This window comes from Pseudomonas sp. 11/12A, assembly GCF_000800055.1.
GTDB classification, from domain to species: domain Bacteria; phylum Pseudomonadota; class Gammaproteobacteria; order Pseudomonadales; family Pseudomonadaceae; genus Aquipseudomonas; species Aquipseudomonas mohnii.
On the sequence record NZ_JUGV01000001.1, the window covers coordinates 5,329,568 to 5,356,511 of the forward strand.

General features: G+C 59.0%; 26 protein-coding genes and 1 pseudogene. 15 read left to right on the top strand and 12 right to left on the bottom strand.

The features are described 5' to 3' along the window. Positions 1 to 64: 64 nt before the first annotated feature. Positions 65 to 1,873, bottom strand: a complete 1,809-nt coding sequence (gene oadA / locus GQ39_RS24555) for a sodium-extruding oxaloacetate decarboxylase subunit alpha (RefSeq protein WP_047535262.1) — start codon at positions 1,871 to 1,873, stop codon at positions 65 to 67. Between the two features lie 100 nt (positions 1,874 to 1,973). After that, a complete protein-coding gene (locus GQ39_RS24560) occupies positions 1,974 to 3,389 on the bottom strand; it encodes an acetyl-CoA carboxylase biotin carboxylase subunit (RefSeq protein WP_047535265.1) in 1,416 nt (471 codons plus the stop codon). Between the two features lie 190 nt (positions 3,390 to 3,579). Here GQ39_RS24560 and GQ39_RS24565 point away from each other — a divergent pair, with 190 nt between their 5' ends. Next, the gene (locus GQ39_RS24565) at positions 3,580 to 4,542 is read left to right on the top strand and encodes a LysR family transcriptional regulator (protein WP_047535268.1); all 963 of its coding nucleotides are present in this window, start codon (positions 3,580 to 3,582) and stop codon (positions 4,540 to 4,542) included. On the opposite strand, the gene GQ39_RS31845 is transcribed toward GQ39_RS24565, so the two are convergent. Further along, a complete protein-coding gene (locus tag GQ39_RS31845) occupies positions 4,484 to 4,696 on the bottom strand; it encodes a PA3496 family putative envelope integrity protein (protein WP_081997966.1) in 213 nt (70 codons plus the stop codon). The genes GQ39_RS24565 and GQ39_RS31845 overlap by 59 nt on opposite strands. A 160-nt stretch (positions 4,697 to 4,856) precedes the next feature. After that, positions 4,857 to 5,723: a transcriptional regulator HexR gene (hexR, locus tag GQ39_RS24570; protein WP_047535270.1), complete on the bottom strand. Its 867-nt coding sequence runs from the start codon at positions 5,721 to 5,723 to the stop codon at positions 4,857 to 4,859. A gap of 352 nt (positions 5,724 to 6,075) precedes the next feature. Between hexR and GQ39_RS24575 the strand changes: the two genes are divergently transcribed. After that, positions 6,076 to 6,390, top strand: a complete 315-nt coding sequence (locus tag GQ39_RS24575) for a hypothetical protein (RefSeq protein WP_047535272.1) — start codon at positions 6,076 to 6,078, stop codon at positions 6,388 to 6,390. 61 nt (positions 6,391 to 6,451) lie between these two features. Here GQ39_RS24575 and GQ39_RS24580 read toward each other — a convergent pair whose 3' ends face one another. Then, positions 6,452 to 9,322, bottom strand: coding sequence for an EAL domain-containing protein (locus GQ39_RS24580; RefSeq protein ID WP_047535275.1), 2,871 nt, complete (start codon positions 9,320 to 9,322; stop codon positions 6,452 to 6,454). Between the two features lie 258 nt (positions 9,323 to 9,580). Between GQ39_RS24580 and uvrD the strand changes: the two genes are divergently transcribed. The 4 genes from uvrD to GQ39_RS24600 all read left to right on the top strand — a co-directional run bounded on the left by uvrD (position 9,581) and on the right by GQ39_RS24600 (position 13,850). After that, positions 9,581 to 11,764 carry a DNA helicase II gene (uvrD, locus tag GQ39_RS24585; protein WP_047535277.1) on the top strand — a complete coding sequence of 728 codons (2,184 nt, stop codon included), beginning with the start codon at positions 9,581 to 9,583 and terminating at the stop codon, positions 11,762 to 11,764. A gap of 40 nt (positions 11,765 to 11,804) precedes the next feature. After that, a complete protein-coding gene (locus GQ39_RS24590) occupies positions 11,805 to 12,245 on the top strand; it encodes an EamA family transporter (RefSeq protein ID WP_047535280.1) in 441 nt (146 codons plus the stop codon). Positions 12,246 to 12,424: 179 nt separating this feature from the next. Continuing rightward, positions 12,425 to 13,303, top strand: coding sequence for a Tim44 domain-containing protein (locus GQ39_RS24595; protein ID WP_047535283.1), 879 nt, complete (start codon positions 12,425 to 12,427; stop codon positions 13,301 to 13,303). 139 nt (positions 13,304 to 13,442) lie between these two features. Continuing rightward, positions 13,443 to 13,850, top strand: coding sequence for an SMI1/KNR4 family protein (locus GQ39_RS24600; protein ID WP_047535286.1), 408 nt, complete (start codon positions 13,443 to 13,445; stop codon positions 13,848 to 13,850). 22 nt (positions 13,851 to 13,872) lie between these two features. Here the strand turns inward: GQ39_RS24600 and GQ39_RS24605 are convergent, their stop codons facing one another. Further along, the gene (locus tag GQ39_RS24605) at positions 13,873 to 15,636 is read right to left on the bottom strand and encodes a cation:proton antiporter (RefSeq protein WP_047535289.1); all 1,764 of its coding nucleotides are present in this window, start codon (positions 15,634 to 15,636) and stop codon (positions 13,873 to 13,875) included. Positions 15,637 to 15,919: 283 nt separating this feature from the next. Between GQ39_RS24605 and GQ39_RS24610 the strand changes: the two genes are divergently transcribed. Beyond that, complete coding sequence (locus GQ39_RS24610; protein ID WP_003229693.1) at positions 15,920 to 16,402, top strand: acyl-CoA thioesterase; 483 nt, start codon at positions 15,920 to 15,922, stop codon at positions 16,400 to 16,402. A gap of 51 nt (positions 16,403 to 16,453) precedes the next feature. On the opposite strand, the gene pdxY is transcribed toward GQ39_RS24610, so the two are convergent. Continuing rightward, a complete protein-coding gene (gene pdxY / locus GQ39_RS24615; protein WP_047535295.1) occupies positions 16,454 to 17,326 on the bottom strand; it encodes a pyridoxal kinase PdxY in 873 nt (290 codons plus the stop codon). Positions 17,327 to 17,446: 120 nt separating this feature from the next. Here pdxY and GQ39_RS24620 point away from each other — a divergent pair, with 120 nt between their 5' ends. Next, positions 17,447 to 17,860, top strand: coding sequence for a DUF3301 domain-containing protein (locus tag GQ39_RS24620; protein ID WP_047535298.1), 414 nt, complete (start codon positions 17,447 to 17,449; stop codon positions 17,858 to 17,860). An 11-nt stretch (positions 17,861 to 17,871) separates the two neighbouring features. Here GQ39_RS24620 and GQ39_RS24625 read toward each other — a convergent pair whose 3' ends face one another. Next, positions 17,872 to 18,843 carry a CobW family GTP-binding protein gene (locus GQ39_RS24625; RefSeq protein ID WP_047535301.1) on the bottom strand — a complete coding sequence of 324 codons (972 nt, stop codon included), beginning with the start codon at positions 18,841 to 18,843 and terminating at the stop codon, positions 17,872 to 17,874. Between the two features lie 26 nt (positions 18,844 to 18,869). Here GQ39_RS24625 and GQ39_RS24630 point away from each other — a divergent pair, with 26 nt between their 5' ends. Beyond that, positions 18,870 to 19,226 carry a hypothetical protein gene (locus tag GQ39_RS24630; RefSeq protein ID WP_047535303.1) on the top strand — a complete coding sequence of 119 codons (357 nt, stop codon included), beginning with the start codon at positions 18,870 to 18,872 and terminating at the stop codon, positions 19,224 to 19,226. Between the two features lie 4 nt (positions 19,227 to 19,230). Here GQ39_RS24630 and GQ39_RS24635 read toward each other — a convergent pair whose 3' ends face one another. Together GQ39_RS24635 and zigA are read right to left on the bottom strand one after the other, a co-directional pair. Continuing rightward, positions 19,231 to 19,896, bottom strand: a complete 666-nt coding sequence (locus GQ39_RS24635) for a DUF1826 domain-containing protein (RefSeq protein ID WP_047535306.1) — start codon at positions 19,894 to 19,896, stop codon at positions 19,231 to 19,233. Beyond that, on the bottom strand, positions 19,896 to 21,101 hold the full coding sequence (gene zigA, locus GQ39_RS24640) for a zinc metallochaperone GTPase ZigA (protein ID WP_047535310.1): 1,206 nt from the start codon (positions 21,099 to 21,101) through the stop codon (positions 19,896 to 19,898). Before zigA ends, GQ39_RS24635 begins: the two co-directional genes overlap by 1 nt. Positions 21,102 to 21,245: 144 nt before the next feature. Between zigA and GQ39_RS24645 the strand changes: the two genes are divergently transcribed. Further along, a complete protein-coding gene (locus tag GQ39_RS24645) occupies positions 21,246 to 21,623 on the top strand; it encodes a hypothetical protein (RefSeq protein ID WP_047535313.1) in 378 nt (125 codons plus the stop codon). Between the two features lie 3 nt (positions 21,624 to 21,626). On the opposite strand, the pseudogene GQ39_RS33430 reads toward GQ39_RS24645, so the two are convergent. Beyond that, a pseudogene (locus GQ39_RS33430) lies at positions 21,627 to 21,824 on the bottom strand (N-acetylmuramoyl-L-alanine amidase); the annotation flags it as partial. Between the two features lie 106 nt (positions 21,825 to 21,930). Between GQ39_RS33430 and folE2 the strand changes: the two are divergent. From folE2 to GQ39_RS24670, 5 genes are all read left to right on the top strand, one after another. Then, positions 21,931 to 22,827, top strand: a complete 897-nt coding sequence (gene folE2 / locus GQ39_RS24650) for a GTP cyclohydrolase FolE2 (RefSeq protein WP_047535317.1) — start codon at positions 21,931 to 21,933, stop codon at positions 22,825 to 22,827. Beyond that, the gene (locus GQ39_RS24655) at positions 22,824 to 23,492 is read left to right on the top strand and encodes a metal ABC transporter ATP-binding protein (RefSeq protein ID WP_047535321.1); all 669 of its coding nucleotides are present in this window, start codon (positions 22,824 to 22,826) and stop codon (positions 23,490 to 23,492) included. Before folE2 ends, GQ39_RS24655 begins: the two co-directional genes overlap by 4 nt. Beyond that, positions 23,492 to 24,358: a metal ABC transporter permease gene (locus tag GQ39_RS24660; protein ID WP_047535323.1), complete on the top strand. Its 867-nt coding sequence runs from the start codon at positions 23,492 to 23,494 to the stop codon at positions 24,356 to 24,358. Before GQ39_RS24655 ends, GQ39_RS24660 begins: the two co-directional genes overlap by 1 nt. 11 nt (positions 24,359 to 24,369) lie before the next feature. Beyond that, a complete protein-coding gene (locus GQ39_RS24665; protein ID WP_047535326.1) occupies positions 24,370 to 25,245 on the top strand; it encodes a metal ABC transporter substrate-binding protein in 876 nt (291 codons plus the stop codon). A gap of 167 nt (positions 25,246 to 25,412) precedes the next feature. Further along, the gene (locus GQ39_RS24670) at positions 25,413 to 26,318 is read left to right on the top strand and encodes a His/Gly/Thr/Pro-type tRNA ligase C-terminal domain-containing protein (RefSeq protein WP_047535328.1); all 906 of its coding nucleotides are present in this window, start codon (positions 25,413 to 25,415) and stop codon (positions 26,316 to 26,318) included. Between the two features lie 78 nt (positions 26,319 to 26,396). Here the strand turns inward: GQ39_RS24670 and GQ39_RS24675 are convergent, their stop codons facing one another. Next, positions 26,397 to 26,918, bottom strand: a complete 522-nt coding sequence (locus GQ39_RS24675) for a DUF3617 domain-containing protein (protein ID WP_047535330.1) — start codon at positions 26,916 to 26,918, stop codon at positions 26,397 to 26,399. Positions 26,919 to 26,944 lie beyond the last annotated feature (26 nt).

Here is a 26,944-nt window from a genome sequence, read left to right on the forward strand (position 1 = left end):
AACGCAAAAAAAAGGGGAGCACATGCCCCCCCGAGGTTTAAAGCGTTTTATCGAGGCTGTTAAATCAGCCTTCGATCTCGATCAGGATCTCGCCCGGATTCACCCGGTCACCCTTGGCCACGTGAATGGCGGTGACCTTGCCGGCGATGGCGGCCTGGACTTCGGTTTCCATCTTCATCGCTTCGGTGATCAGCACAGCCTGGCCAGCCTTGACGGTGTCGCCTTCCTTGACCAATACGTCGACGATGTTGCCCGGCATGGTGGTGCTGACGTGGCCCGGCTCAGTCGCTTGCTTGCGCTTGCTGCTGCCGCCGCTGACGAACTCGTTGAGCGGCTCGAACACGACTTCTTCCGGCATGCCATCGATGGACAGGTAGAAGTGACGCTTGCCTTCGGCCTTCACGCCCACGCCGGTGATGTCGACGCGGTAAGTTTCGCCATGGACGTCGATGACGAATTCGGTCGGTACGCCTTCGCCGCCCGCCGAGGCCATGCCGCCGGCTTCTGGAATAGGCAACAACACTTCCGGCGTCAGGGTGCCAGCGGCACGCTCTTCAAGGAACTTGCGGCCAATGTCCGGGAACATGGCGAAGGTCAGCACATCCTCTTCAGACTTGGCCAGGGCACCGATGTCGGCACGCAGCTTGGCCATTTCCGGCTTGAGCAGGTCGGCCGGGCGAACGTCGATAACCTCTTCGCTGCCGATGGCCTGGCGACGCAGTTGCTCGTTCACGGTGCCCGGCGCCTTGCCGTAACCGCCTTGCAGATAGAGTTTCACTTCGTTGGTGATGGTCTTGTAACGCTCACCGGCGAGCACGTTGAAAAATGCCTGGGTGCCAACGATCTGCGAGGTCGGGGTCACCAGCGGCGGGAAGCCGAGGTCTTCGCGAACGCGCGGGATTTCAGCCAGCACTTCGCCCATACGGTTCAAAGCGCCCTGCTCTTTCAACTGGTTGGCCAGGTTGGAAATCATCCCGCCCGGAACCTGGTTGACTTGAACACGGGTGTCGACGGCGGTGAATTCGCTTTCGAACTGGTGGTATTTCTTGCGCACGGCGTAGAAGTACAGGCCGATCTCTTGCAGCAGTTCCAGATTCAGGCCGGTGTCGAACTCGGTGCCTTTCAGGGCGGCAACCATCGACTCGGTGCCCGGGTGGCTGGTACCAGAGGCGAAGCTGGAGATCGCGGTGTCGATGTGGTCGGCGCCGTTTTCGATCGCCTTGAGTTGGCACATCGCGGCCAGACCCGCGGTGTCGTGGGAGTGAATGAATACGGGCAGCGACTGCTCGGATTTCAAGGCCTTGACCAATTCGCCGGTGGCGTACGGCGTCAGCAGGCCAGCCATGTCCTTGATCGCCACCGAGTCGCAGCCCATGGCTTCCATTTGCTTGGCTTGCGCCACGAACGCGTCGATGGTGTGCACCGGGCTGGTGGTGTAGGCGATGGTGCCCTGGGCGTGCTTGCCGGCAGCTTTTACCGCTTCGATGGCCACGCGCAGGTTACGCACGTCGTTCATGGCGTCGAAGATACGGAATACGTCGATGCCATTGACCGCCGCCTTGGCCACGAACGCCCTGACCACGTCGTCGCTGTAGTGGCGGTAGCCCAACAGGTTCTGGCCGCGCAGGAGCATCTGCAGGCGGGTGTTAGGCAACGCGGCGCGCAGTTGACGCAGACGCTCCCACGGGTCTTCTTTGAGGAAGCGGACGCAGGCGTCGAAAGTCGCCCCGCCCCAGCATTCCAGCGACCAGTAGCCGACTTTGTCGAGCTTGTCGCAGATCGGCAGCATGTCTTCGGTGCGCATGCGCGTGGCGAGCAGCGATTGGTGGGCGTCGCGCAGGATGGTGTCGGTAACGAAGATCTTTTTAGTCATTGGTATCTCCTCATAGCGACAAGTTTCAAGCTACAAGCTGCAAGAAAAAGCCAATCTGCTTTTACTTGAAGCTTGCCGCTGACAACTTGCAGCTGTTTATTCATAAACCGGCGTGTGCGGCGATGGCGGCGGCGATGGCCAGGGCCAGCTCTTCGGGTTTGCGCTTGATCGAGTAGTTGGTCAGTTCAGGGTGGCTTTCAACGAAGCTGGTGTTGAACTGGCCGCTACGGAATTCCGGGTTACGCAGGATTTCCTGGTAGTACGCGGCGGTGGTCTTGACCCCTTGCAGACGCATGTCGTCGAGGGCACGCAAGCCACGGTCCAGCGCTTCTTCCCAGGTCAACGCCCACACCACCAGTTTCAGGCACATGGAATCGTAGAACGGCGGAATGGTGTAACCGGTGTAGATCGCCGTGTCGGTCCGCACGCCCGGGCCGCCGGGAGCGTAGTAACGAGTGATCTTGCCGAAGCTCGGCAGGAAGTTGTTTTTCGGGTCTTCGGCGTTGATCCGGAACTGCAGGGCGAAACCACGGTGCTGGATATCTTCCTGCTTCACCGAAAGCGGCAGCCCGGAGGCGATGCGGATCTGCTCACGAACAATGTCGATGCCGGTGATTTCTTCGGTGATGGTGTGTTCCACCTGCACCCGGGTGTTCATTTCCATGAAGTACACCTCGCCCTCGGCGAGCAGGAACTCCACAGTGCCGGCGTTCTCGTAACCCACAGCCTTGGCTGCACGCACCGACAGGTCGCCGATGTAGGCGCGCTGTTCAGGGGTCAGTTGCGGGCTCGGGGCGATCTCGATCAGCTTTTGGTTGCGACGCTGGATCGAGCAATCACGCTCGAACAGGTGCACCACGTTGCCAAAGCTGTCGCCAAGAATCTGAGCTTCGATGTGTTTCGGGTTGACGATGCACTTTTCCAGAAACACTTCCGCAGAACCGAAAGCCTTGGTGGCTTCGGAAATGACGCGTGGGAAGGCTTGTTCGAGTTCTTCGCGGCTGTTGCAACGACGAATGCCGCGACCGCCACCACCGGAAGTGGCCTTGAGCATCACCGGGTAACCGATACGATCACCCTCGAGCAGGGCCTCTTCGATGCCCGACACGTTGCCTTCGGTGCCTGGAGTCACCGGCACGCCTGCCTTGATCATGCTGCGGCGAGCTTCGGTCTTATCACCCATGCGACGAATGACTTCAGCCGATGGACCAATGAATTTGATCCCGCGTTCGGCGCAGATGTCCGCCAGTTCGGCGTTTTCCGAAAGGAATCCGTAGCCGGGGTGCAGCGCATCACAACCGGTTTCCACAGCTAGGTTCACCAGCTTGCGCGGGTTCAGGTAACCGGCCAGCGGCTCGGCACCGATGCTGTGGGCTTCGTCCGCACGCTTCACATGCAGGGCATGGCGGTCGGCGTCGGAATAGATCGCGACCGAGCGAATGCCCATTTCGGCGCAAGCACGCACGATTCGTACGGCAATCTCACCACGGTTGGCGATCAGGATCTTTTTTATCACTTGGAGGTTCCCATGAGCCGGTGGTACCCACGACCTGCTAGACCAGGTCGACGCGTGACCAAATGTTTCAATCTGGTCGCGGCCCCACACTAGCCCTCACAAGGAATTAACAAAAATGAATAATTATTGGGTCATGCATAAGTAAAGACTTATAGTTGAAACATCTGCCGGCGAAGAGAGCGAGCAAAAAATGCGTAAGTCATTGATGCGTATGACATTGCGTCAATTGCAGATTTTCAATGAAGTCTGTGACCTAAGGTCCTACAGCCGTGCAGCCGACGAAATGTCGCTCACACAACCGGCCGTCAGCCTACAGATTCGGCAACTTGAGGAACTGATTGGCCAGCCTTTGTTCGACTACGTCGGCAAGAAACTCTACATGACGGAAGCGGCGGAAGCCCTTCAACGCGCCAGCCGGGACATTTTCGGGCGCCTGGAAAACCTCGACATGCAGCTCTCGGACATGCAGGGCTCGCTGCAGGGCCAATTGAAGCTGGCGGTAGAATCCAGCGCCAAGTATTTCGTTCCACACCTGTTTGCCGCCTTCAAGCGCCAGCACCCGGAAGTGAACCTGCAACTGACGGTGGTCAACCGCGGACAGGTGATTCGACGCCTGTCGGACAACCGCGACGACCTGGTGATCATGTCGATGGTGCCGCAGGACATGGGCCTGGAGTTCTTGCCGTTCCTCAACAATCCCATCGTCGCCGTGGCGCCGCCGGATCATCCGCTGTGTCACATGGGGCCGCTGCGATTGCAGGATCTTGAGCCCTACACACTGCTGATGCGCGAGTCCGGCTCCGGGACGCGACTGGCTTGCGAAGAGTATTTCAAAGAGAAGCGCGTGCACTTCAACCAGACCCAGGAAGTCTCGTCAGCCGAAGCCCAGCGTGAATGCGTATTGGCGGGTCTGGGCGTGGCGCTGTTAACGCGCCACGCCCTGAACCTTGAACTGGCGACCGGCGGATTGATCGAGTTACCGGTCGAGGAGCTGCCGCTGTATCGCAGCTGGTGCCTGGTGCAGGCCAAGGCTAAACGGCTGTCACCGGTGGCTCACGCATTCCTTGCGTTCATTCGCAGCGAACGTGTACAGATCAGCGCGCTGGTTGAGCGTTTCGACGGGAAGCTGTCGATGCAGCCTGCCAAAAGTTGAGTTCCGGATCTTCAGGAAAATCACCAATCTCGGCCAGAAGCTGACGGCGTTCACAGCGATCTTCGATGGCGCGGCGAAATTCCATGCGGCGCTGATCTTCTTGCTGGCGACGGGTTTTGACAGCGCTGTTGCGTTCTTCGTAAGGCAGGGCCATTTCGAGTCTCCCAAGGCGAGTACGGGAGCTTCAAGATAGGCGCGGGGGATGACGCTTTGGCGGCTCTGAAGTTACAGACTGATGAAAATTTGTGGGTCGCCGCGGCACCCGTGGCGAGGGAGCTTGCTCCCTCGCCACAAAGTCCACGCCAACCTTGAAATCATTCGTCCAGTGCTTTCACCGACTTGGGCGATAACCGCAAGCCGCGAAGGCTGCGCTTGACGCTCTTGAGGTGATTGACCAGGCTCGGACCACGGGCCATGGCCACCCCCATCGCCAGAACATCGATCACCACCAGGTGAGCAATACGCGAGGTAAGCGGTGTGTAGATTTCGGTGTCTTCATGCACATCGATCGCCAGGTTGACGGTCGACAGTTCGGCCAACGGCGTCTGACTTGGGCAAAGCGTGATCAATGACGCACCGCTTTCACGCACCAGGTTGGCGGTGATCAGCAAATCCTTGGAACGTCCAGACTGGGAAATACAGATCGCCACGTCGGTCGGTTTCAGGGTCACCGCCGACATTGCCTGCATGTGAGGGTCGGAATAGGCCGCAGCCGTGAGCAGCAAACGGAAGAACTTGTGCTGGGCATCCGCCGCGACCGCACCCGATGCGCCGAAACCGTAGAATTCCACGCGCTGAGCCTGTGACATCAGCGTCACGGCTCGCTGCAACTCCAGGGGATCGAGCTTCTCGCGAACCTCCATCAAGGTGTGCAACGTGGTGTCGAAAATCTTCAGGCTGTAATCAGCGACCGAATCGTCTTCGTGGATCGCGAACTGCCCGAAGCTCGCGCCTGCCGCCAGGCTCTGGGCCAGCTTCAGCTTCAGGTCCTGGAACCCGGAGCAACCGATAGCGCGGCAAAAGCGCACGATGGTCGGCTCGCTGATGCCCACGCTATGGGCCAGATCAGCCATGGAACTGTGCATCACGGCCGCAGGATCAAGCAGCACGTGGTCGGCGACCTTGAGCTCCGACTTGCGTAACAGGTGGCGAGACTGGGCGATGTGTTGCAGCAGATTCAAAGGGGTGGACTCTTTGTTATGGGCAAGCGCCGGGGGATGTAGCAAGCTTGTAGTTATACTACATGAAACGGCTTTTTGCCTGCTCAATGCGTAACCAGATCCCTCGATTTCACGTGCCTGCGCTTCATGTAGCAGTCCTGCCTGATGCTTGAAGCAGCCCCTTGCCTCCCCTTTTCGCGCTCACTACGGTCTTCAGCCGGCTAAGTGATGGTTCATCCCGACTCGCCAGAACAATAAAAACAATATACATAACCTTACAAACACAACTTTATTTTATTACCCGCAATCAAACTTTGCTCGATATATTAACTCCGCAGGAAGCAACAACAATTAATTAAAGGAACTCTATATCATGAGCATTAAAACGAAGAACTGGACCGCACAAATCGATCGCATGCCTGGCGCCAAATCTTTCCGCACCTTCGGCACTGTGACCGTTGCCCATACGGGCATCACACCCAAGCTTGAACTCAGTCCGATACAGGACAAATCCTATGACCTTAGCCTGGATTTGAAACTTGAAACTTCCAATCAAATTTCTTTACAGGTCGAGACCGACAAACTTGTCGAATATAAAGTATCTGGCGAATCCTATGTCACCGGCGTCAGTATCTTTCACGACGGAAAGTTAATTCACCATATCGATGAAGTTCTGATGACCCACTAAAAACATCATATTCCCGATTTCCCGTCGGCATTCAAACCTGCCCGACGGGAAATCTTGCCATTCAACCGGCGAATTGCTCCCGCAACAGGATCGCCAGGCTCTCCGCCTCGATGGGCCGGCTGATCAGATACCCTTGCACCTCGTCGCAGTGCTCTTGCTTGAGGAATTCAAGTTGCTCCTGACGCTCGACCCCTTCCGCCACTACCTTCAACGACAAGCCGTGAGCCATGGCGATGATCGCCCGGGTAATCGCCGCGTCCTCGCTACCCTCCCCCAGGCCTCGAATGAACGCCTGATCAATCTTCACGTAATCCACCGGGATGCGCTTGAGATAGCTCAGTGACGAATAGCCGGTACCGAAATCATCGATCGCCAGCTTCACGCCCAAATCACGCAGCTGCTGGAAATTCGCGATGATGTGCTCGACGCTGTCCAGCAACTGGCTTTCGGTGAGCTCCAGCTCCAGGTAATGCGGCGCCAGACCGGTTTCCTCCAGCACCTGCCGAACCAGGCTGACCAGTTTGCCCTGACGCAGTTGATACACCGACAGATTGACCGACACCCGAATCGGCTCAAGCCCCTGTCGCTGCCACTCACAGGCCTGCCAGCAGGCCTGACGCAACACGAACTCGCCAATTGGGCCGATCAGCCCGGTTTCTTCCGCCAGCCCGATGAAGTCTCCCGGCGGCACGCGGCCCATGGTCGGGTGGTCCCAGCGCACCAAGGCCTCGGCAGCATTCAGCTTGCCCGTGGCAAGACACAGCTTCGGCTGGTAGAACACCATCAACTGATTCTCATCGATGGCTTTGCGCAGCTGGTTTTCCAGCTGCAAGCGCTCCAGCGTGCTGGCTTGCAGGCTGTCGGTGTAGAACTGGAAATTATTGCCGCCCAGATGTTTGGCATGTTGCATGGCCATGTTCGACTGGCTGACCAGCGCGGAAATCTCCCGGGCGTTGTCCGGCAACAGGCTGATCCCCATGGATGAGCTGACCACCAGTTCATGGCCATCGATGGTCAACGGCAAACGCAACTTATTCGACAAGCGCGTCGCTACCCGCGCCAGGCTCGAGAGGTTGCCGTAGGAATTGAATAACACGGCAAACTCGTCGCCCGACAAACGCGCAATGGTGTCCGCCTCGGGCAGCGCGTTGACCAACCGCCGAGCCATTTTCTGCAGCAACTGATCGGCGACTTCGTGGCCAAGACTATCGTTGAGCTGTTTGAAGCGATCCAGATTGATATGCAGCAGTGCCAGGCTGCGATAGCCGCCCTGGCGCACTCGCTGATGCGCTTCGCTGAGCCGTTCGCGGAACATCGCCCGGTTGGCCAGGCCCGTCAGTTCGTCGTAATGGGTTAGATAGCGCATGCGCTCTTCGGATTCTCGCCGCGCCGAGAGATCGGAGAAGAAGCCGACAATATGGCTTACCTTTCCCCGAGTATCGCGCACAGTGCTCAATTGCAGCCATTGCGGGTACATCTCACCGTTCTTGCGGGTTTCCACCAGTTCACCCTGCCAGCTGCCGTATTGCTCCAGCGCCTGGTGAATCGCTCCGTAGTGTCGGCGCGCATCGCGACTGCAGGGCAACTCGACGACGTTGCGCCCCAGCATGTCTTCGATCTCATAGCCAGTCACGCGGCTGAAGGCCTGATTGATGGCGATCAGGGCGTAATTCGGATCAAAAATCACAATGCCCTCGCTGGCCGCCTCAAACACCGTCGCCGCCAGTTGCTGCTGCTCTTCGAGCGCCTTGCTGGCGCTGATGTCGCGACGGGTGCCGACCATGCGGATCACCCGGCCGTTTTCAGCGCGTTCCACCGCTCGCCCGCGATCTTCGATCCACACCCAGTGGCCGTCGGCATGACGCACCCGGTATTCGATCTGGTAATCCTCGGTCCGCCCCTTCAAATGTTCGACCAACGCCTTTCTCAGCGCAGGAAGATCGTCGGGATGCAGGCGTGGCTTGAGATGACGCAGCATGGCCGTCACGTATTCTGGCTCCAGGCCGAACAGCTCCTGAATCTGGGTGTGATGGACCTCATCGGTTTGCAGGTTCCAGTCCCATAGACCCAGCTCACTGGCCTCCAATGCCAGGGCCAGTCGCGCCTCACTCTTGCTCAGCGCCTGGTTGGCAGCGTCCAGCTCAAGGCTGCGTTGTGCAACACGGCTTTCCAGGCCGGCCTGAATTTCACGCAGTTCGTTTTCGGCGCGACGGCGCTGCTCAACTTCGCTGGCCAGCTTTTGATTGAGCTGGTCGCTGCAGTTTTGCGCCTGCTGCAAATGCTCGATCAACGCTTGATTCTGGAAGCGTCGCAATAACTCTCGATCGATCAGGCGGTTGACCTGCCAGGCCACCACGCTCAGGGCGCCCAACAAAATCAGGCCGAACCAGCCCCAGCCTTGCGCCTGCTCATCGCCGCCCCAGAACAGATAGGCGATGGCCGGCAACAAACAGGGCAAAGTGAACGACAGGAACCCCGGCAGGCTGACCGCATAGGCCACACTGGCTGAGAGTGCCGCGGCGCCGATCAGACCGAAAACCCAGGCCTGCTGGATGAAGTTATCGGCGGGAACCAGCGCGATGCCCGCGCCAGCGAGGGTCAAGCCAGTCAGACCGGAGCCCAGCAAAAACATGCGTCGCCAGACGGGATGCGCCTGACGGTTGGGAATCGCCGAATCGAAGGCGGCGACCTGAATCACGCGCAAGGCCACCAGGGACAGCAACCACACCATCCAGACACTGACCAGGAAGTACCGCTGCGGGCTCCAGAGCAACCCGGCGCAGACCAGACCATTGATCAACATGAACAATGTCGGCAGCAAAGAGCCCTGATAAAGCAGACGCGTGCGTTCGACCGCCATTTCCATAGCGTATTGTTTACGGATAACCCGAGGCTCCACTGTGGGGCCCGACAGGTGGGAGCTGAAGATCATAGGCAATATTCTTGTTCTTATAATGACGAGCACAGGCTCGAAACGTGAACGGAGCATACACAAGCAAATGCCCGGACCAAACAGCTACAGGTTAAAAAACAGTCAAAAGTACGACCACCCGTCTCGGGAGTAAAAGCCGCTGGGCAAGGCCGGCCAGCGCCTGCGGACAATGACTGACCGGTCGTCACGCGCGCCTCTTTCATCGGCTAAAACAAAGCGGGGTTTGCCCGGTGTGACGCAGCCCCCTAGAATGCCCCGATGCGCGATGATCTCTCCCTTCTGCTGAACTCCCTCAACGATGCCCAACGGCAGGCCGTAGCAGCCCCCGTGGGTCGTCAGTTGGTCCTGGCCGGTGCTGGTTCCGGTAAAACCCGAGTGCTGGTGCACCGTATCGCCTGGTTGATCCAGGTCGAAAACGCATCGCCTCACTCCATTCTGTCGGTGACCTTTACCAACAAGGCCGCTGCCGAGATGCGTCATCGCATCGAGCAGTTAATGGGTATCAACCCGGCCGGCATGTGGGTCGGCACCTTCCACGGCCTGGCCCACCGCTTGTTGCGGGCGCACTGGCAGGAAGCCGGGCTGAGCCAGACCTTCCAGATTCTCGACAGCGACGATCAGCAGCGACTGGTCAAGCGGGTCATCCGTGAGCTCGGCCTGGACGAGCAACGCTGGCCTGCCCGTCAGGCTCAATGGTTCATCAACGGGCAGAAAGACGAAGGTCTGCGTCCGCAACACATTCAAGCCAGCGGCGACCTGTTTCTGGCCACCATGCGCAGCATCTATGAAGCCTACGAGGCCGCGTGCCTGCGCGCCGGCGTCATCGACTTCTCCGAACTGCTGTTGCGCGCACTGGACCTGTGGCGCGATCACCCGGGGCTGCTGGCGCATTATCAGAAGCGCTTCCGGCACATTCTGGTGGACGAGTTCCAGGACACCAACGCCGTTCAGTACGCCTGGTTGCGTCTGCTGGCCAAGGGTGGCGACAGCCTGATGGTGGTTGGCGACGACGACCAGTCGATTTACGGCTGGCGTGGCGCGAAAATCGAGAACATCTATCAGTACTCCGAAGACTTCCCGGACGCCGAAACCATTCGCCTGGAGCAGAACTACCGCTCCACCGCCGGGATTCTCAAGGCCGCCAACGCCTTGATCGCCAACAATACCGGGCGCCTGGGCAAAGAGTTGTGGACTGACGGCGGCGAAGGCGAAGCCATCAATCTGTACGCTGCATTCAATGAACACGACGAAGCCCGCTACGTTGTCGAAACCATCGAAAGCGCGCTGAAAACCGGCCTGGCCCGTAGCGATATCGCCATTTTGTATCGCTCCAACGCCCAATCGCGCGTTTTGGAAGAAGCCTTGCTGCGTGAGCGCATCCCGTACCGCATCTATGGTGGGCAGCGCTTCTTCGAACGCGCGGAAATCAAGAACGCCATGGCCTATCTGCGCTTGCTTGAAGGTCGAGGCAACGATGCGGCACTGGAACGGGTGATCAACGTCCCGGCCCGTGGCATTGGCGAGAAAACCGTCGAAGCGATTCGTGACCACGCGCGCCACAGCGATGTGTCGATGTGGGAAGCCATGCGTCAGCTCGTGGCCAACAAGGGCCTGACCGGTCGCGCGGCCAGCGCTCTGGGCGCATTTGTCGAGCTGATCGAGAATCTCGCGGCCAAATGCATGGAGATGCCGCTGCACCTGATGACCCAGACCGTCATCGAGCAGTCCGGGCTGATTGCCTATCACGAAGCGGAAAAAGGCGAGAAAGGCCAGGCCCGGGTGGAAAACCTTGAGGAACTGGTCAGCGCCGCGCGCAACTTCGAAAACAGCGAAGAAGACGAGGACCTGACGCCACTGGCGGCGTTCCTCGGTCATGCGTCGCTGGAGGCCGGGGATACCCAGGCCGACGAGCACGAAGACAGCATTCAGTTGATGACCTTGCACAGCGCCAAGGGCCTGGAATTCCCTTATGTGTTCCTGGTGGGCATGGAAGAAGGCCTGTTCCCGCACAAGATGAGCCTGGAAGAGCCCGGCCGTCTTGAGGAGGAACGTCGCCTGGCCTATGTCGGCATCACCCGGGCCATGCAGAACCTGGTGATGACCTATGCTGAAACCCGACGTCTGTACGGCAGCGAGACCTATAACAAAGTCTCGCGTTTCGTACGCGAAGTGCCGAAAGGCCTGATTCAGGAAGTGCGACTTTCCAACAGCGTCAGCCGTCCTTTCGGTGGCAACCAGTCGATGAGTGGCAGCAACCTGTTCAGCGGCAGCGAGATCCCGCAGACCGGCTTCAGCCTGGGGCAGACCGTACGCCACTCAGTGTTTGGCGATGGCGTAATCCTCAACTTCGAAGGCGCCGGGGCCCAGGCCCGCGTGCAAGTGAACTTCAGCGAAGGCAGCAAGTGGCTGATGTTGGGGTATGCGAAGCTGGAAGCGATCTAGCTTTTCAGCAGGCCGACATTTGAATTTAAGGTGCGATGAGATGGGCTCAGGCTTCTTTTCTTCCTGGACATTCTGGGCCCTGTTATCGGCGGCATTCGCGGCAATGACGGCCATTTTCGCGAAAGTCGGCATTGAAAACGTCAATTCCGACTTTGCCACCCTGTTGCGTACCATCGTGGTCCTGGTCAGCCTGGCCTTGATTTTGTGCGCCACGGGCCAATATCAGTCACTGGGATCGATTTCCACCAAAAGCTATCTGTTCCTGCTGCTGTCGGGACTGGCCACTGGCGCATCGTGGATTTGCTACTTCCGCGCGCTCAAGGTCGGCCCTGCCTCACTGGTCGCTCCGGTGGACAAACTCAGCGTGGTGCTGGTCGCGGTGCTCGGCGTGATCCTGCTGGGTGAAAAACTCGACCTGCGCCAATGGGGCGGAATCGGTCTGATCACGGCCGGCGTTGTCATGCTGGCGTTGCGACGCTAGAGATCTTCCCTACAGAACTTATCCACTTATCCTACAGACCAAAGTTAACAGGCCTTATTGCGTTGACTAAAGCTGAATGAAACCTGTCAAGCAAAAGCCCGAAACACTCTGCCGCTAGCCAGTAACACTTCAGCTGTGCAACATGGCGCGCGTGCCCTCCACAAACGGGAATTCCCTTTATGAAACGTTTTCTTAGCATCGCCATGGCGCTGTGCATTGGCCTGACGATGAGTCTCGACGTCAATGCCGCCAAGCGCTTCGGTGGTGGCAAAAGCGCCGGCGCGGCGCCGACGCACCAAACCAGCCAGATGGCACCTTCTTCTCCAGGCATGGGCGGCGCTGCTGCGACCGCTGGCGCTGCAGGTGCCGCGGGTGCCGCAGCCAAGGCCGGCGGTGCTTCGCGCTGGCTCGGCCCTCTGGCCGGTATCGCCGCCGGTGGCCTGTTGGCGTCCATGTTCATGGGCGGTGGCTTCCAGGGCATGCAGATCTTCGACATCCTGATCATGGCGGTCATCGCCTTCCTGATCTTCCGCTTTATTGCCGCTCGTCGTCGCAAGCAGCAGGAGCACATGGCTCCGGCAGGTTACGCACCCATGCAGCGTGAAGTGTTCGAGCAGAAGCCTGCCGGCGGCTCGATCTTCGGCGGTTCGACCGCACCGGTTGCTGCACGTCCGGTGATCAATGCGCCAGCCTGGTTCAATGAAAAGAACTTCATCGAAGCGGCCCGCAACCATTTCCAGTCCCTGCAACAACACTGGGATGCCAACGAAATGGACAAGATCGCCGAGTTCGTGACCCCGCAAATGCTGGATTTCCTCAAGCGCGAACGTGCCGATCTGGGCGACGGCTTCCAGTCCACCTACATCGATAACCTCGTTGTACAACTGGACGGTGTGGATGATCGCGCCGACAAGACCATCGCCACCCTGACCTTCAGCGGCGTGTCGAAAACCTCGCGTTTCGACCAGGGCGAAGTGTTCAGCGAAAGCTGGAACATGGAACGTGCCCAGGGCGAAAACCAGCCTTGGCTGGTGGCCGGTATCCGCCAGAACGGCTGATTGACCTACGCGCCTTACGTGCAGTAATAAAAAACCCCGGACTCGTCCGGGGTTTTCTATTTCACGGTTGCATCTATAGCGAGCTACTGTATAAACCGCCCCATATAAACCGCGCCATTCAAGCAAGAGGATCCCGGACGTGGAAGAAATCATCGAACAGCTGCGTGAAGCCAATGAACCGGTACCGGTCCCCTTGGAGTTGCCGGACGAAGATCTGCTGGTGGAAATCGAAGAACAGCTGTTCATCGACATTCCCTTCGTCTTCAGAGAGTTTCTGCTGACCGTCAGCGACGTGGTCTACGGCAGCCTGGAGCCGGTGACCGTCACCGACCCACAATCCCATACCTACCTGCCGGACGTTGCCGCCAACGCCTGGGACGCCGGCGTTGATCGCAGCATGATTCCAATCTGCCAGGACGGTGATGACTACTACGTGGTCGAAGAGGATGGCACCGTGGCGCTTTGGCAGGCCGAAGACGAGCTGCTCGCCGAAGAAACCTGGGAATCGGTTTGGCACTGGGCGCGGGACGTCTGGCTGGAAAGCTGAGTGCGCAGACGCCCCCAACGGGTTAGTGCCCGGATGAATCCTTGTGATTGTCCAGAGTATCCAGCAACGCAATTTGCATCCTGGTGTGGACACGGATAAACCAGCGCCACAGCAGCGCCGCCACGGCGGCTGCGACCACGACGATCAGCATCAGCAACTTGTTGGTCGGCAGAATACTGGCCGACAAGGCTGCCAACAGCAGGAAGATCACCAACAGCGAGAGGATCGGGATGACTTCTGCAATCACCCGACGCACTCGCTGTGTGTGGCGCCCGGCCATCTCCGGCTTCACGCCCATTTCCGCCAGCAACATCGACAGTGCCTTGAGCTTGCGATACGCGGCAATCAGGAAGGGCAGCGACAATAGCAGAGCTCCACCCCAGATCAGCGCCTTCTGCCAGCTCGGATCGCTGATCAGATCTTGCACATAGGCGGACACTTTCTCGGCGAAATAAGCGCCGGCGAAGAAGATCGCGATCACCAATGCCAGATTGACCCCAACTTGCAGCAGAATTCGTCGAATCATCGATGCCAGCAGCGCACCCTCGCCCTGCGGCTGGATGCTGCGAAGCCATTCGCCATACATCCCCAGTACTCGCCCCAGACGCTGCGGCATCACGGCGGCCAGCTTGATCGACAAAGGATCGGCCGCGCGAATCAAATAGGGTGTCAGCAGCGTGGTAATCACCGATACCGCCACCGCCACCGGATACAGGAAGTTGCTAGTCACCTGCAGGGTCATGCCCAGGGCAGCGATGATGAAAGAAAATTCGCCGATCTGCGACAGCCCCATCCCCACCCGCAGTGAGGTGCGTCCGTCATTGCCGGCGATAAAGGCGCCAAGACCGCAGGACAACATCTTGCCGAGCACCACGGCGACGGTGATCACCGCAATCGGCCAGGCATATTGCAGCAGGATCATCGGGTCCAGCATCAACCCGATGGCGACGAAGAAAATTGCACTGAATAAATCGCGAACCGGTTCGATCAGGCGCTCGATCTTCAGCAACTGCCGGGACTCGGCCATGATTGCACCGATCAGGAACGCGCCCAGCACCATGCTGTATTCGAGTTTGACCACCAGCAGGCAGAAGCCAAAACACAGGCCCAGCACCGTGATCAGCAGCATTTCATTGCTCTCGAATCTGGCCACATAGGCCAGCAATCGCGGTACCAACAGAATGCCGATGACCAGCGCGACGATCATGAACAGCGAGAGCTTGCCGACCGTGGAGAACACTTCGCCGGAGCTGACCGTGCCGCTGACCGCGATACTCGATAGCAAAGCGATGATGCCGATGCCCAGAATGTCCTCGACGATCAACACCCCGAAAATCAGCTGCGCAAAGCGCTCGTTCTTCATCTTCAGATCGTTGAGCGCCTTGACGATGATGGTGGTCGAGGAAATCGCCAGGATCGCGCCCAGGAACAGCGAATCCATGGTGTTCCAGTCGAACCATCGGCCTATCTCGTAACCGATCCAGATCATCAGCACGATTTCCAGGAACGCCGCGATAAACGCTGTGGCGCCCACCTTGAACAACTTGCGCAGACTGAACTCCAGACCCAGGCAGAACATCAGGAAAATCACCCCCAGCTCCGCCAGGGTCTTGATGGTTTCTTCGTCGTGGATCAAGCCGAACGGCGGGGTGTGTGGGCCAATGATGAAGCCGGCGACGATGTAGCCCAGAACCACCGGTTGCTTGAACCGATGAAAAAGCACGGTCACCACACCTGCGACCAGCATGATGACTGCCAAATCCTGAATGAAACTGATGGCATGCATGGTGTGAGGCTCCTTGACTGACATCGCTCAATCGGACGCAGGAAAAGTCTGATCAAGCAGGGTAATAAATCCGCTTTCCGCGTAGGAATTGCCCTTGGATATGGGCTTTTGAAGGGTAACACCGCGACTTCCGGCAGAAAGGCAGTGCAATATAAGGAAACAGATCGATCCGGCGTGACGGCGGCGCACGCTGCGGCGTCCCGATAACGTTGGTTTGAAAAAACCGTACAGGCACCCGCAGAGGTGCGTCCCCTCAGACCTTGCCTTGACCCGTGAGAATGCTATGGAACCCGGAAACGCCCAGCTGTCGATGACGGTATTGATGACCCCTGACATGGCCAACTTCTCTGGCAATGTTCACGGCGGGACCTTGCTCAAGTACCTCGATGAAGTGGCCTACGCTTGCGCCAGCCGTTATGCCGGCCGCTACGTGGTGACCCTGTCGGTAGACCAGGTGATTTTCCGTGAGCCGATTCATGTCGGCGAACTGGTGACCTTCCTCGCTTCGGTCAACTACACCGGCAACACTTCGATGGAGGTGGGCATCAAGGTCGTGACCGAAAACATTCGTGAGCGCTCGGTGCGCCACACCAACAGCTGCTTCTTCACCATGGTCGCGGTGGATGACCAACGCAAACCCGCAGCCGTGCCGCCCCTGCAACCGCAAAACAGTGAAGACAAGCGTCGCTACATGCAGGCTCAACAACGCCGGCAGATTCGCCAGGAACTGGAAAAGCGTTATCAGGAAATCAAGGGCGACGCCTAAGCCGAAGGATCGCAGCCTGAGGCGGCTGCGATCTTTTTTGCCGCGATCCGCTTACAAACTGATCGAAGTCGCTTCAAACCGCACCCGCGGATGGGCAATCCGGTCCTGCGCCCGCACCAGTTCCAGTTCATAACTGGCGCAGGCCTGGGTTTCCAGCAACACCTCATGCACCGCCGACGCGGCGAATTCGAAAGCGGCCACCAGGCTGTCGCCCAATAGAACGCGGGCCAGGAACAGCCCGGAGGTCAGGTCGCCAACACCCACCGGCTGACGCGGGAACGCCAGCAGCGGACGCTGCAAATGCCAGCTGCCTTCTGCGGTCACCAGGAGCATCTCGAAGACGTCCGGCGTTTTGCCGGGATAGTCCAGATGCTTGACCAGCACCGCCTTCGGACCGCGCGTCAGCAACGCTCGCGCCATCGCCAGGCAGTCGAACAGCGACTGCGGCTTGCGCCCCGAAAAGCTGTCGAGCTCCAATTGATTCGGGCACATGAAGTCCGCCACGGCGGCGGCCTCTTCCAGCAGGAAATCACTGACTTCCGCCGGCACGCTGCAACCTTTCTCCGGATGCCCCATCACCGGGTCACACAGGTACAAGGCCTTGGGATTCATCGACTTGATCCGCGCCACACCCGTGAGGATGGCCCGGCCCTGGGCCGCACTGCCGAGATAGCCCGACAACACCGCATCGCAATTGCCCAGTTCGCCAATCGCCGCGATACCTTCAACCAGGTCGGGGATCTGATGAGGCGCCAGCACTTCGCCGGTCCATTGGCCGTACTGGGTGTGGTTGGAGAATTGCACGGTATTGAGCGGCCATACATTTACCCCGACCCGCTGCATCGGGAAAACCGCGGCACTGTTGCCAGCATGGCCGAACACCACGTGGGACTGGATAGCGAGCAGATGGGGTGTACGTTTCATGCGGTGAGTTATCCGTAAAACGATTGAAATTCGAGCCGCGCAGTATGCGACTAAACGCAGCCTGTACGACAGACCGGCGACGCAGTTAAGCTGACACTATCTTGTTGGAGCACCCTGTTGATGCTGACCCTTGGAAATATTTTCGTGCTGATGTTGTTCGCCACGGCGGGCGCTTGGCTCTGGCACAACCACGGCCTGCGCGAACGCGCGCTGGAGCGGGTCAAGCAGCATTGCGGCAAACTCGGAATCGAGTTGCTGGATGGCAACGTGGCGTTGAAAAAAATCGGCTTCATCAAGGATGCCAGTGGTCGTCGGCGCCTGGCCCGTGTGTATAACTTCGAATTCACCGTGACGGGCGAAACTCGCCACAACGGCACCATCACCCAGTTCGGCGCCCACAGTGCGCAGATCGAATTGGCGCCCTACCCGGCACCGTTCGACGACACGCCACCGGTGGTCGATGTGGCGAGGCCCAGTGCCGAAGTGATCGAACTGAGCCATTGGCGGCAAGAACACAGCAAATGGCGGCCTTGAGCGCGGGCGAGTTAATTCCCGCTCAACCGACACCCGGCGAGGCTTTGCTGCAGTAAGTCGACATCCTGCGGCGCACTGAAAATCAGCTCGATCCGCGAATCCTGCCGCCACTCACTGGCCAGCCATTGCAATTCGGCATTGTCCAGCGCATTTGCCGAGACCCACCCCTCGACACTGTGGATAACCAACTTCGCCCGCCGCCAGTCCAGGCTGGTCAGCCACCGGGATACAAGCGTCACATCGAATGTCTGGCTCGGATGCCAGCGCCAGCCGATGCTCCAGCCGCCCTCCTGTTCCTGACTCAAACAAATCGGCAGCGCCGGATCGCTCCAGATTGCCGGTATTTGCGCCAGCCCCCTGGGCATCACAAAGTTATCCACACCCGCCGCTCCCTGAGCCGCCAGTCCCGGCAGTTCGCTCAGTGGCAAGAGCGCTTGCTGCGTCCAATACAATAAACGAGCAGGCAACTGCGCAGCGATTCGCTGGCGATCACTGGCGTCCAGGCCTTCCGCCTTGTTCAGCAGTAACAAACCGGCGCTGCCCAACGCGTCCTGTTGCGACTCGGGCAACGCCTTGCCGCTGGCAAGAGCCTGGGCATCGAGCACCATCACACAGGGCTGCACCGCCAACACGCCGACCCACGGCGCCTCGCTCAACTGCCTGAGCAACTGCGCCGGATGCCCCAGCCCGGACGGTTCGATGAACAACCGATCCGGTCGCGCCTTGCGCAGCAGGCGGCCGAGCCCGATCTGAAACGGCGCGCCATTGACGCAACACAAACAGCCCCCGGCGACTTCACCCAGTGCGATACCATCGGCGTCCTGTGTCAGCAGCGCGGCGTCGAGACCGATCTGGCCGAACTCGTTGATCAATACCGCCCAGCGCTCTCCGGCCGGGCGCTGCGCCAGCAGGTGCTTGATCAGACTGGTCTTGCCGGCACCCAATGGCCCGGCGATGACGTGGGTGGGAATGTTCTGCAACATGATCGAGGTTTTCTGAGGAGGTAAGGATGCGGTTGAGAGGATTGTCGTTGCTCCTGACGCTGACTTGCGGCGAGGCGCTGGCTCAAGCCTGCGTCGTCCACAGTCAGGCTGAAAGGCTCGACGTGAAAGTCTGTCAGCAGAACCGCAACATCCCGGAAAAACTGTTCGCCGACGGCTTTTGCCAACCGAATCTGGCCGGACAGAAAGTCGAGGTCCAGTACCTCGACCAATGCCCTGCCGGGGCGTTCGGCGTCTGCAGCAACGCTCAAGTTGCCAATATGCCTTACCGGCAGGATATTCACTATTACGGCGTGGCCACCGATGCGGCGTATCTGAAGCCGTTTTGCGAGGCGCAGAGCCAGGGCACCTGGGTCAAACCCTGAGCCGCTAGCTCAACCAGTCGAGGGTAAGGATCAAACGACGCTCGCCTGCAGCGAGTTGCGGCGAGCGGTGAATCAACCCGAAACCTTCGTTGCCGTGCCATTTCTCCCCCTTGAGCAACGCCACGTCGCCGCTGGCGATCTGCCCGATCAGCGAGTTGTCCTGGGGTTCCGCGTCAGGCTTGCCCAATTGTCGGCGGTCCATGGCGCCTTCCATCAGCCACTGGCTGCCGATCCCGGCATAGGTGGTAATCAGCCGCACCGGTACGTGATCGACGTGAAAACGCGGGCACATGGCCTTGTCCAAAATCCGCAGACGCAGGCCGATGCGCCTGGCGCCGAGCAAACAAGCGAAAGCACGGACCAGCCACGACAGGTCGGCGATGAAGCCTTCGTAACCCTGAACATCACTGAAACCTGAGGCCAATCCGTGGAGATCGGGCTCGGCTTCGTCATTGGGCATTTCCAGTGACAACGACTCGGCCAGCGGATCGTTCAGAGACAGCAGCAGGGTCGAGAAATCCGCGATATGGGCCGGGAGCTGGCGATTCCAGACAGCGAGGTTCACATCATCGTCGAGGATGCGGGTCAAGGACTCTGGAGTGGCAGCCTGATATTGATACAAGGCGCGCGTCGCGACCGGGCTCGCGCCTACGGGGGTCAGCGTCAACATCAGGCCGCCTCTTCATGCCAGGGACCGAATGGATCTGGCAGACGTTGCCAGCCCTCGACACCGAGCGCCATTTCTCCTTCGGTCAGCAGGCAGCCATCGAGCTCGTCGGTGAGGTGCGCGAAATCGATGTTCTGGCCGATGAACACCAGCTCCTGTCGACAGTCACCCGTGGCGGCAGTCCAGTGCGCCATGATGCCGGCCGTGCTTTCTTCCTCTTGAGGCCACTGGTCTTTCGGCACGAAACGCCACCAGCGTCCGGCAAACCCGTGTCGCATCAGCCCCCCAGCCTGGGACCAACTGCCCGCATCCTTGTACTTGCTCGCCAGCCAGAAAAAACCTTTGGAACGCAGCAGTTTGCCGTTCACCCACGGACGATCGATAAAGCTGAAGAAACGCTGCGGATGAAAGGGTCGGCGCGCACGATAAACCGCAGACGCGATGCCATATTCTTCGGTTTCCGGCACATGCTCACCCCGTAACGCCTGCAACCAGCCCGGTGCCTCGGCGGCTTTTTCGAAGTCGAATCGACCGGTGTTGAGGATTTTTTTCAGCGGCACTTCGCCCATGACCATCGCGATGATTTCCGCGCGGGCGTTGAGCCGCTCGAGGATTGCCATCAACTCTTGCCGTTCGCGGCTGCTGATCAGGTCGATTTTGCTGATCAGGATGACGTCGGCGAATTCGATCTGCTCGATCAACAGGTCGGTGATCGAACGTTCATCCTCCTCGCCAAGGGTTTCACCACGGGAGTCGAGGCTGTCGGCGGCCTGGTAGTCGAGCAGGAAGTTCATGCCGTCGACCACGGTGACCATGGTGTCGAGCCGGGCGATATCGTTGAGGCTTTGGCCGCTTTCGTCGCGGAAGGTGAAGGTTTCCGCGACGGGAAGCGGTTCGGAAATGCCGGTGGACTCGATCAACAAGTAATCAAAACGACCGTCCATCGCGAGTTTGCTCACTTCCTCAAGCAAGTCTTCGCGCAAGGTGCAGCAAATGCAGCCGTTGCTCATTTCCACGAGTTTTTCTTCAGCACGATTGAGGCGCACATCCCGTTGCACCTCGCTACCGTCGATGTTGATTTCGCTCATGTCGTTGACGATGACAGCGACCCGCAGGTTTTCGCGATTACGTAGTATGTAATTAAGAAGTGTACTTTTTCCGGCACCGAGAAAGCCGGACAACACGGTGACGGGAAGACGATCGGGCATCAGGTGCTCCTCACAAGGAATGCCCGGTCAAATCGTCGGGCTTATTTAAATGTTATAATATAACCAATCAGTCGAACCACTCCCTTTTTGCCCGCGATGACAAAAGGCAGAATGCCAAAGCCCCTTCCAACCAAGAGAAACGCCATGCCTAATGCCCTGAAATTGGCGCTGATGAGCGCTGCATTGTTGGTCGCCGTCGATACCTGGGGGCAAATTCCGACGTTGGCCACCTGCACCCGCAGCGCCAATTTGCTGGCTTGCGTGGACGCCGATGGCAATGCCTACGGCGTCAACACGGTCGGCAGCACGATTTATCTGCGCGGGTTCGAAGCGGCCGGAAAACGCTACTGGGCACAGACCAACAGTCGTTATGGCCAACTGACGTTTTTCACTGGCATCGCGTCTGACGGCGAAACCTGGGTCGGCTATAACCGGCGCGTCGGCTGGACCACGATCAATCGGTTTTCCAGCTCCGGCGGTAGCAGTGCCAGGTTCACCTGCAGCCGAGTTGCTGGCTGCTAGCCACGCTTGGGACGTTTTCTGCGCCTGCCGCCAGGCGATGTAGCTGTGGGCCGGCGGGTTCTTCTGAAAGTAGCGCTGCAAACCTTCAAACAAGCCGTCAGCCACTGCCTGCTAATGGCGTGCCATGACCAATCGCTGACTATCGCAGGCATTGGAAATGAAGCCGGTTTCCTCCAGGAGCGACAGCACGTCCGGAGACTGCTGTGCTTGCCTCTGTGCAGGGTGAAAGCCCGCTCGTAAAAAAGGCATCGTCGATTTGATTGTTATAATATAACATGTCAAATCAACTCCCACGATGGACCCGCCCATGAATGCGCTGACTCTGCCGGATATCGCCGCGCAGGCCGCACGCCAAGCCCTGCCACTGGAGTGGGTGGGCATGCGCGGCATTGCTCTTCCTGTTTTGTTCGATGGCCAACGCTTGGTGGCAACCGCTGATGCCGGAGTGAGCCTTGACGATGGAGAAGCACGCGGCATCCACATGTCGCGTCTTTATCTGGCGCTGGAACAACTGGAACAGGAAACGCTCTCGCCCCCTGTTCTACAGCGAGTTTTACAGCATTTTCTCGACAGCCACCGAGGGCTTTCCAGCAGCGCATCGATAAAAATTCACACCGATTTACTGCTAAAAAGACCCGCATTGATTAGCCCGCTGGCCGGTTGGAAAAGCTACCCAGTGACCATCGAAGCGCGTTTGAAAAACGCAATGTTCCACGTGGAACTAAAAATCGACCTGCCGTATTCCTCAACCTGTCCTTGTTCAGCGGCACTGGCCCGGCAATTGATTCAGCAACAATTCATCACTGACTTCGCCAATACCTCCCTGCAACATGCCGACGTGTTGGCGTGGCTCGGGTCAACAAACGGCATCGTCGCGACGCCGCACAGTCAACGCAGCAGTGCCCAATTGCGTCTTCGTCTGGATGACTATCTGAATGAACTGCCGCTGATTGCAATCATCAACGACGCCGAAGCGGCCCTCGGTACCGCCGTGCAAACCGCAGTAAAGCGCGCAGACGAGCAAGCCTTCGCCTTGGCCAACGGTCAGAACTTGATGTTCTGTGAAGACGCCGCGCGCCGTTTGAACCAGGCCCTGAAACGCGCCCCGGGCATTAATGCCTTCCACATTCGAGTCGTCCACGCGGAAAGCCTGCACGCCCACGATGCCGTGGCTGACAGTCGCTGGAATTGGGAGGCCGCATGATCCGCTGCCAAGCCTTGCAATGGGGAGCGCCCGGACAACCGCTGACGCCACCGATAGATTTCGAATTAGCCGAGGGCAGCCTGACCGCCATTATCGGGGCGAACGGTTCAGGTAAAAGCAGCCTGTTGAAAGTCATTGCAGGCCTGCAAAAGCCCCTGGCTGGCAAGGTTGTGCTAGGGGTTCCACGTCGGGGCGCCCTTTCATTTCTGCCACAGCAACAACATCTGGACCGGCAATTTCCCATCAACCTGGAAGCCTTGGTGGCCGCCGGTTTCTGGGGCAGCAAGCAAGCGCCAGAGACACGCAAGCAACGCCTCGAAGCCGTGCTTGAACGTTGGCACCTGATCGGCTTGGAACAACGCCCGTTAATGGCACTGTCCGGCGGCGAACTGCAGCGTGCCCTGCTTGCCCGTTTGAGCCTCGCGGACGCGCCCTTGTTGTTGCTCGATGAACCTCATGCGGCCCTCGATGAATCGGGTCAGGCGCTGCTCTGGGAACACATTCACGCCTGGCATGCCGAGGGCCGGACGTTGGTCGTCGTGTGCCACGACCTGGCCGCCGTTCGCCAACACATGCCTCAAACCCTGCTGATCAAAAGCAGTGGGTGCGTCCTCGGGCAAAGCGTGGACTTGATCCATCAACAACCGCAAACGCAGGTGGCCTGATGCTCGCTGCCGTCGATCTTTGGCAACCCTTTCACGAGTTCGTCTTCATGCGCCGAGCGTTACTCGGTGGCCTGACGCTGGCGTGCAGCACAGCGCCGCTTGGCGTATTTCTGATCTTGCGACGCATGAGCCTGATGGGTGATGCGGTGGCCCATGGCATCTTGCCCGGTGCAGCACTGGGCTTCTGGCTCGCCGGTTTGAGCCTCGGCGCACTGACCATCGGCGGTCTTGCCGCAGGCCTTGGCATGGCGGGTCTCGCAGCATGGGTCACCCGTCGCACCGGCCTGCGGGAAGACGCCAGCCTCGCCGCTGTCTACCCGATCTCCCTGGCCAGCGGCGTACTGATCCTCGGGATGGCCGGTAAACGCCTGGACTTGCTGCACCTGCTATTCGGCTCCGCGCTGGCGGTCGATGCTCCGACATTGACTGGCATGTTATGGGTCTGCGGCTTCAGCCTGATCACCCTGCTGTTGATCTACCGTCCGCTGGTGCTGGACACCCTCGACCCGCTTTTCCTGCAAATCGTCAGCCGGCTCGGTCCACTGGTCCATGGCGTCTTCCTGACGCTCGTGGTGCTGAATCTGGTTATTGGTTTCCAGGCGATCGGGGCCTTGATGGTGGTTGGCTTGATGATGCTGCCCGCCGCCGCTGCGCGCTTCTGGAGCCGTCGACTGCCGGTACTGATCGCCATTGCGGCGCTGCTCGGCAGCATCTCGGTGTGGCTCGGTCTGCTGCTGTCGTTCCATGACTCGCTTCCCAGCGGTCCCGCCATTGTGCTGGTGGCCGGCGGATTCTATCTGGTGTCCGTGGTGTTCGGACCGGTGCACGGATTGCTGCGCCGCCCTCCTTTGCTCACATCCCAATGAGGTATTACCCGATGCGCGCTTTACTCGTGCTGTTCAGTTTGATGCTGTCGATGTCGCTGTCCGCTGCAGAAAAACTTCAGGTGGTCACCAGTTTCAGCATCCTCGCCGACATGACGCATCAGGTCGGTGGCGAACATATACAGATCACCAACATGGTCGGCCCGGACGCCGATGCCCACACTTACGAACCGACGCCAGATGACGCGAAAGCGCTGTTGAAGGCCAAACTCATCATCAAGAATGGCTTGGGTTTCGAACCGTGGCTGGATCGCCTGGTGGCCAGCAGTGAAACCGAAGCACCGTTGATCAGCGCCAGCCACGGCGTCATTCCGCGCTCACTGGAGGAGGACGGCGAATCCATTCCAGACCCCCATGCCTGGCACAACCTGGCGAACACCGAGCTGTACATCAACAACATCGCCAAAGCGCTGATCGCCGCCGATCCCGCGAACAAAGCCGACTACCAACGCAACAGCCAAACCTACCTGAAGCAGATCCACGCACTGCTGGCCGAAGCCAAGGCCAAGCTCGGCTCGCTTCCCCCGGGCAATCGCAAGATCGTCACGTCCCATGACGCTTTCGGCTATCTCGGCCAGGCGTATGGAATCGACTTCATGGCGCCTCAGGGCCTGTCGACCGAACGCGAACCTTCGGCCAGCGAAGTCGCGGCGCTGATCACCCAGATTCGTCAGGCCAAGGTCAAAGCGGTGTTCATGGAAAACATCAAGGACGCCCGCCTGCTCAAGCAGATCGCCGACGAAAGCGGGGCGCAGATCGGCGGCACCCTGTACTCCGACGCGCTCGCGTCGAGCGGTCAGGCCAGTACGTTTGCCGGGTTGTTCGAACACAACCTCAACACCCTCTACAACGCGTTGAGCAAACCATGATCCGGTGACCTACCGCGTTCTGGCGCCTGGCTACAAGGCCCTGAAGAACGAGTTCTGAACATGGCCGTCGGGGGCAGTGGTCGAATAGGAAGAAGGTCTAAATGACAAACGATAACCTTTACCTCTAATGTTCATGCGTGTGATCGAAGCATTTGAGAACAATAACCATGATCAAGATCACCCTCCCCGATGGTTCATTGCGTGAATACGATCAACCGCTATCCGTCCATGAGGTTGCCGCGAGTATCGGTCCAGGGCTGGCCAATGCGGCAGTAGCAGGCCGGGTGGAAGGTGCGCTAGTGGACTGCGAATTCATGATCAAGGCGAACGCCAGGGTCAGCATTGTGACGCCGCGCGAGCCCGATGGGCTGGAAATCCTGCGACGGTCCTGCTCGTTGATGCTGGCCATGGCGGTCAAGCAACTCCATTCCCACGCGCAAATGCGCACGGGCTCGGTGCTGGGTGACGGATTCTTTTGCGAGTTTGCTGTCGAGCGCCCCCTGACCTCGACCGATTTGCCCCTGATCGAAGCGCGCATGCAGTCACTGGCCGCGACCAACCACTCAATACGTCGCCGCGAGACGCCCTCTCCCTCCATGCACCCTGAGCACTTGTCGGTCTACCGCCTGGGTGACTCCGAGTATTTAACGACTGGCCCGCACGTGCCCACCACCAAGGTTCTGCAAGCATTCGCCCTTGATCACATCAGCGGGACCTTGCAGCAACGAATCTACGGTACGTGTTGGTCCAGCCACCAGGAGCTGCAACAGTGGCGCCTGCCTCCCCATGTGATGGTCGTGAGCATCGATGAACGTCAGGCGACTTATGCACAATCGGTGACCGAAACCTTGCGCCGCACTGGCGTGCGCGCCGCGGCGGATCTGCGACATGAAAAAGTCGGTTACAAGATTCGCCAGCACAGCCAAACGGTGCCCTACCTGATCGTGATTGGCGAGAAAGAGCAGGCGGGTGGGTTCGTCAGTGTACGCAGTCGCACCGGTGAGGATTTCGGCAGGATGAAGGTTGAGGCGGCGTGTGAATGGTTGAAGCAACCGGGAAATGAGCACGTGTAAACGCAGCACCCTCGCGAACCCGCCTCATTCCCTGTCAGTCGGTGACATCTGCAGGAACGAGGCTGGCCCGCGAAGCTTTTAAGCCCTGGGCTTCACGGTTCCGCAATCCTGCCCCAACCACACGGCGCGGGTATCGAGACTGCCCTTCTGCTGAATACCGGTGGCATTGAAGGTGCCGTTAACCTTGGTTGTGAACTCACGATCGCTGAGGAACGTGGCGACACCTGCACCTTGCGCCTTAGGACAACTGAAGCGGAATTTCCACTGGTTGCCGCTGCGATCAGTGATTTCCTGCTTGCAGCCCGATTGCGGGTCCGTCAGTGGAATGTTGTCAGTCTTGACCTGCTCCGGGGTCAAGCACGCGCGGATTCCTTTACCGCCCATGGTGATGCCCTGCTTTTCCAGCTGCGCGCGCTGTTCAGGGGTCATCTGACTTTGAAGCTGACCGAGGATCAATTGCAGATCCGGCAGGTTCTGGTCATCGACTTTCATATTGCTTGAGGTCAATTCCCACAAGCCTGGCTGAAGCATTTGCGCCTGAGCGGCCACAGGAAGTGCCAAACCCAGTGCCATGGCCAAACCCAGCAGACGAACGTTCATCGTGTAACTCCTGATCAGTAGTGGCC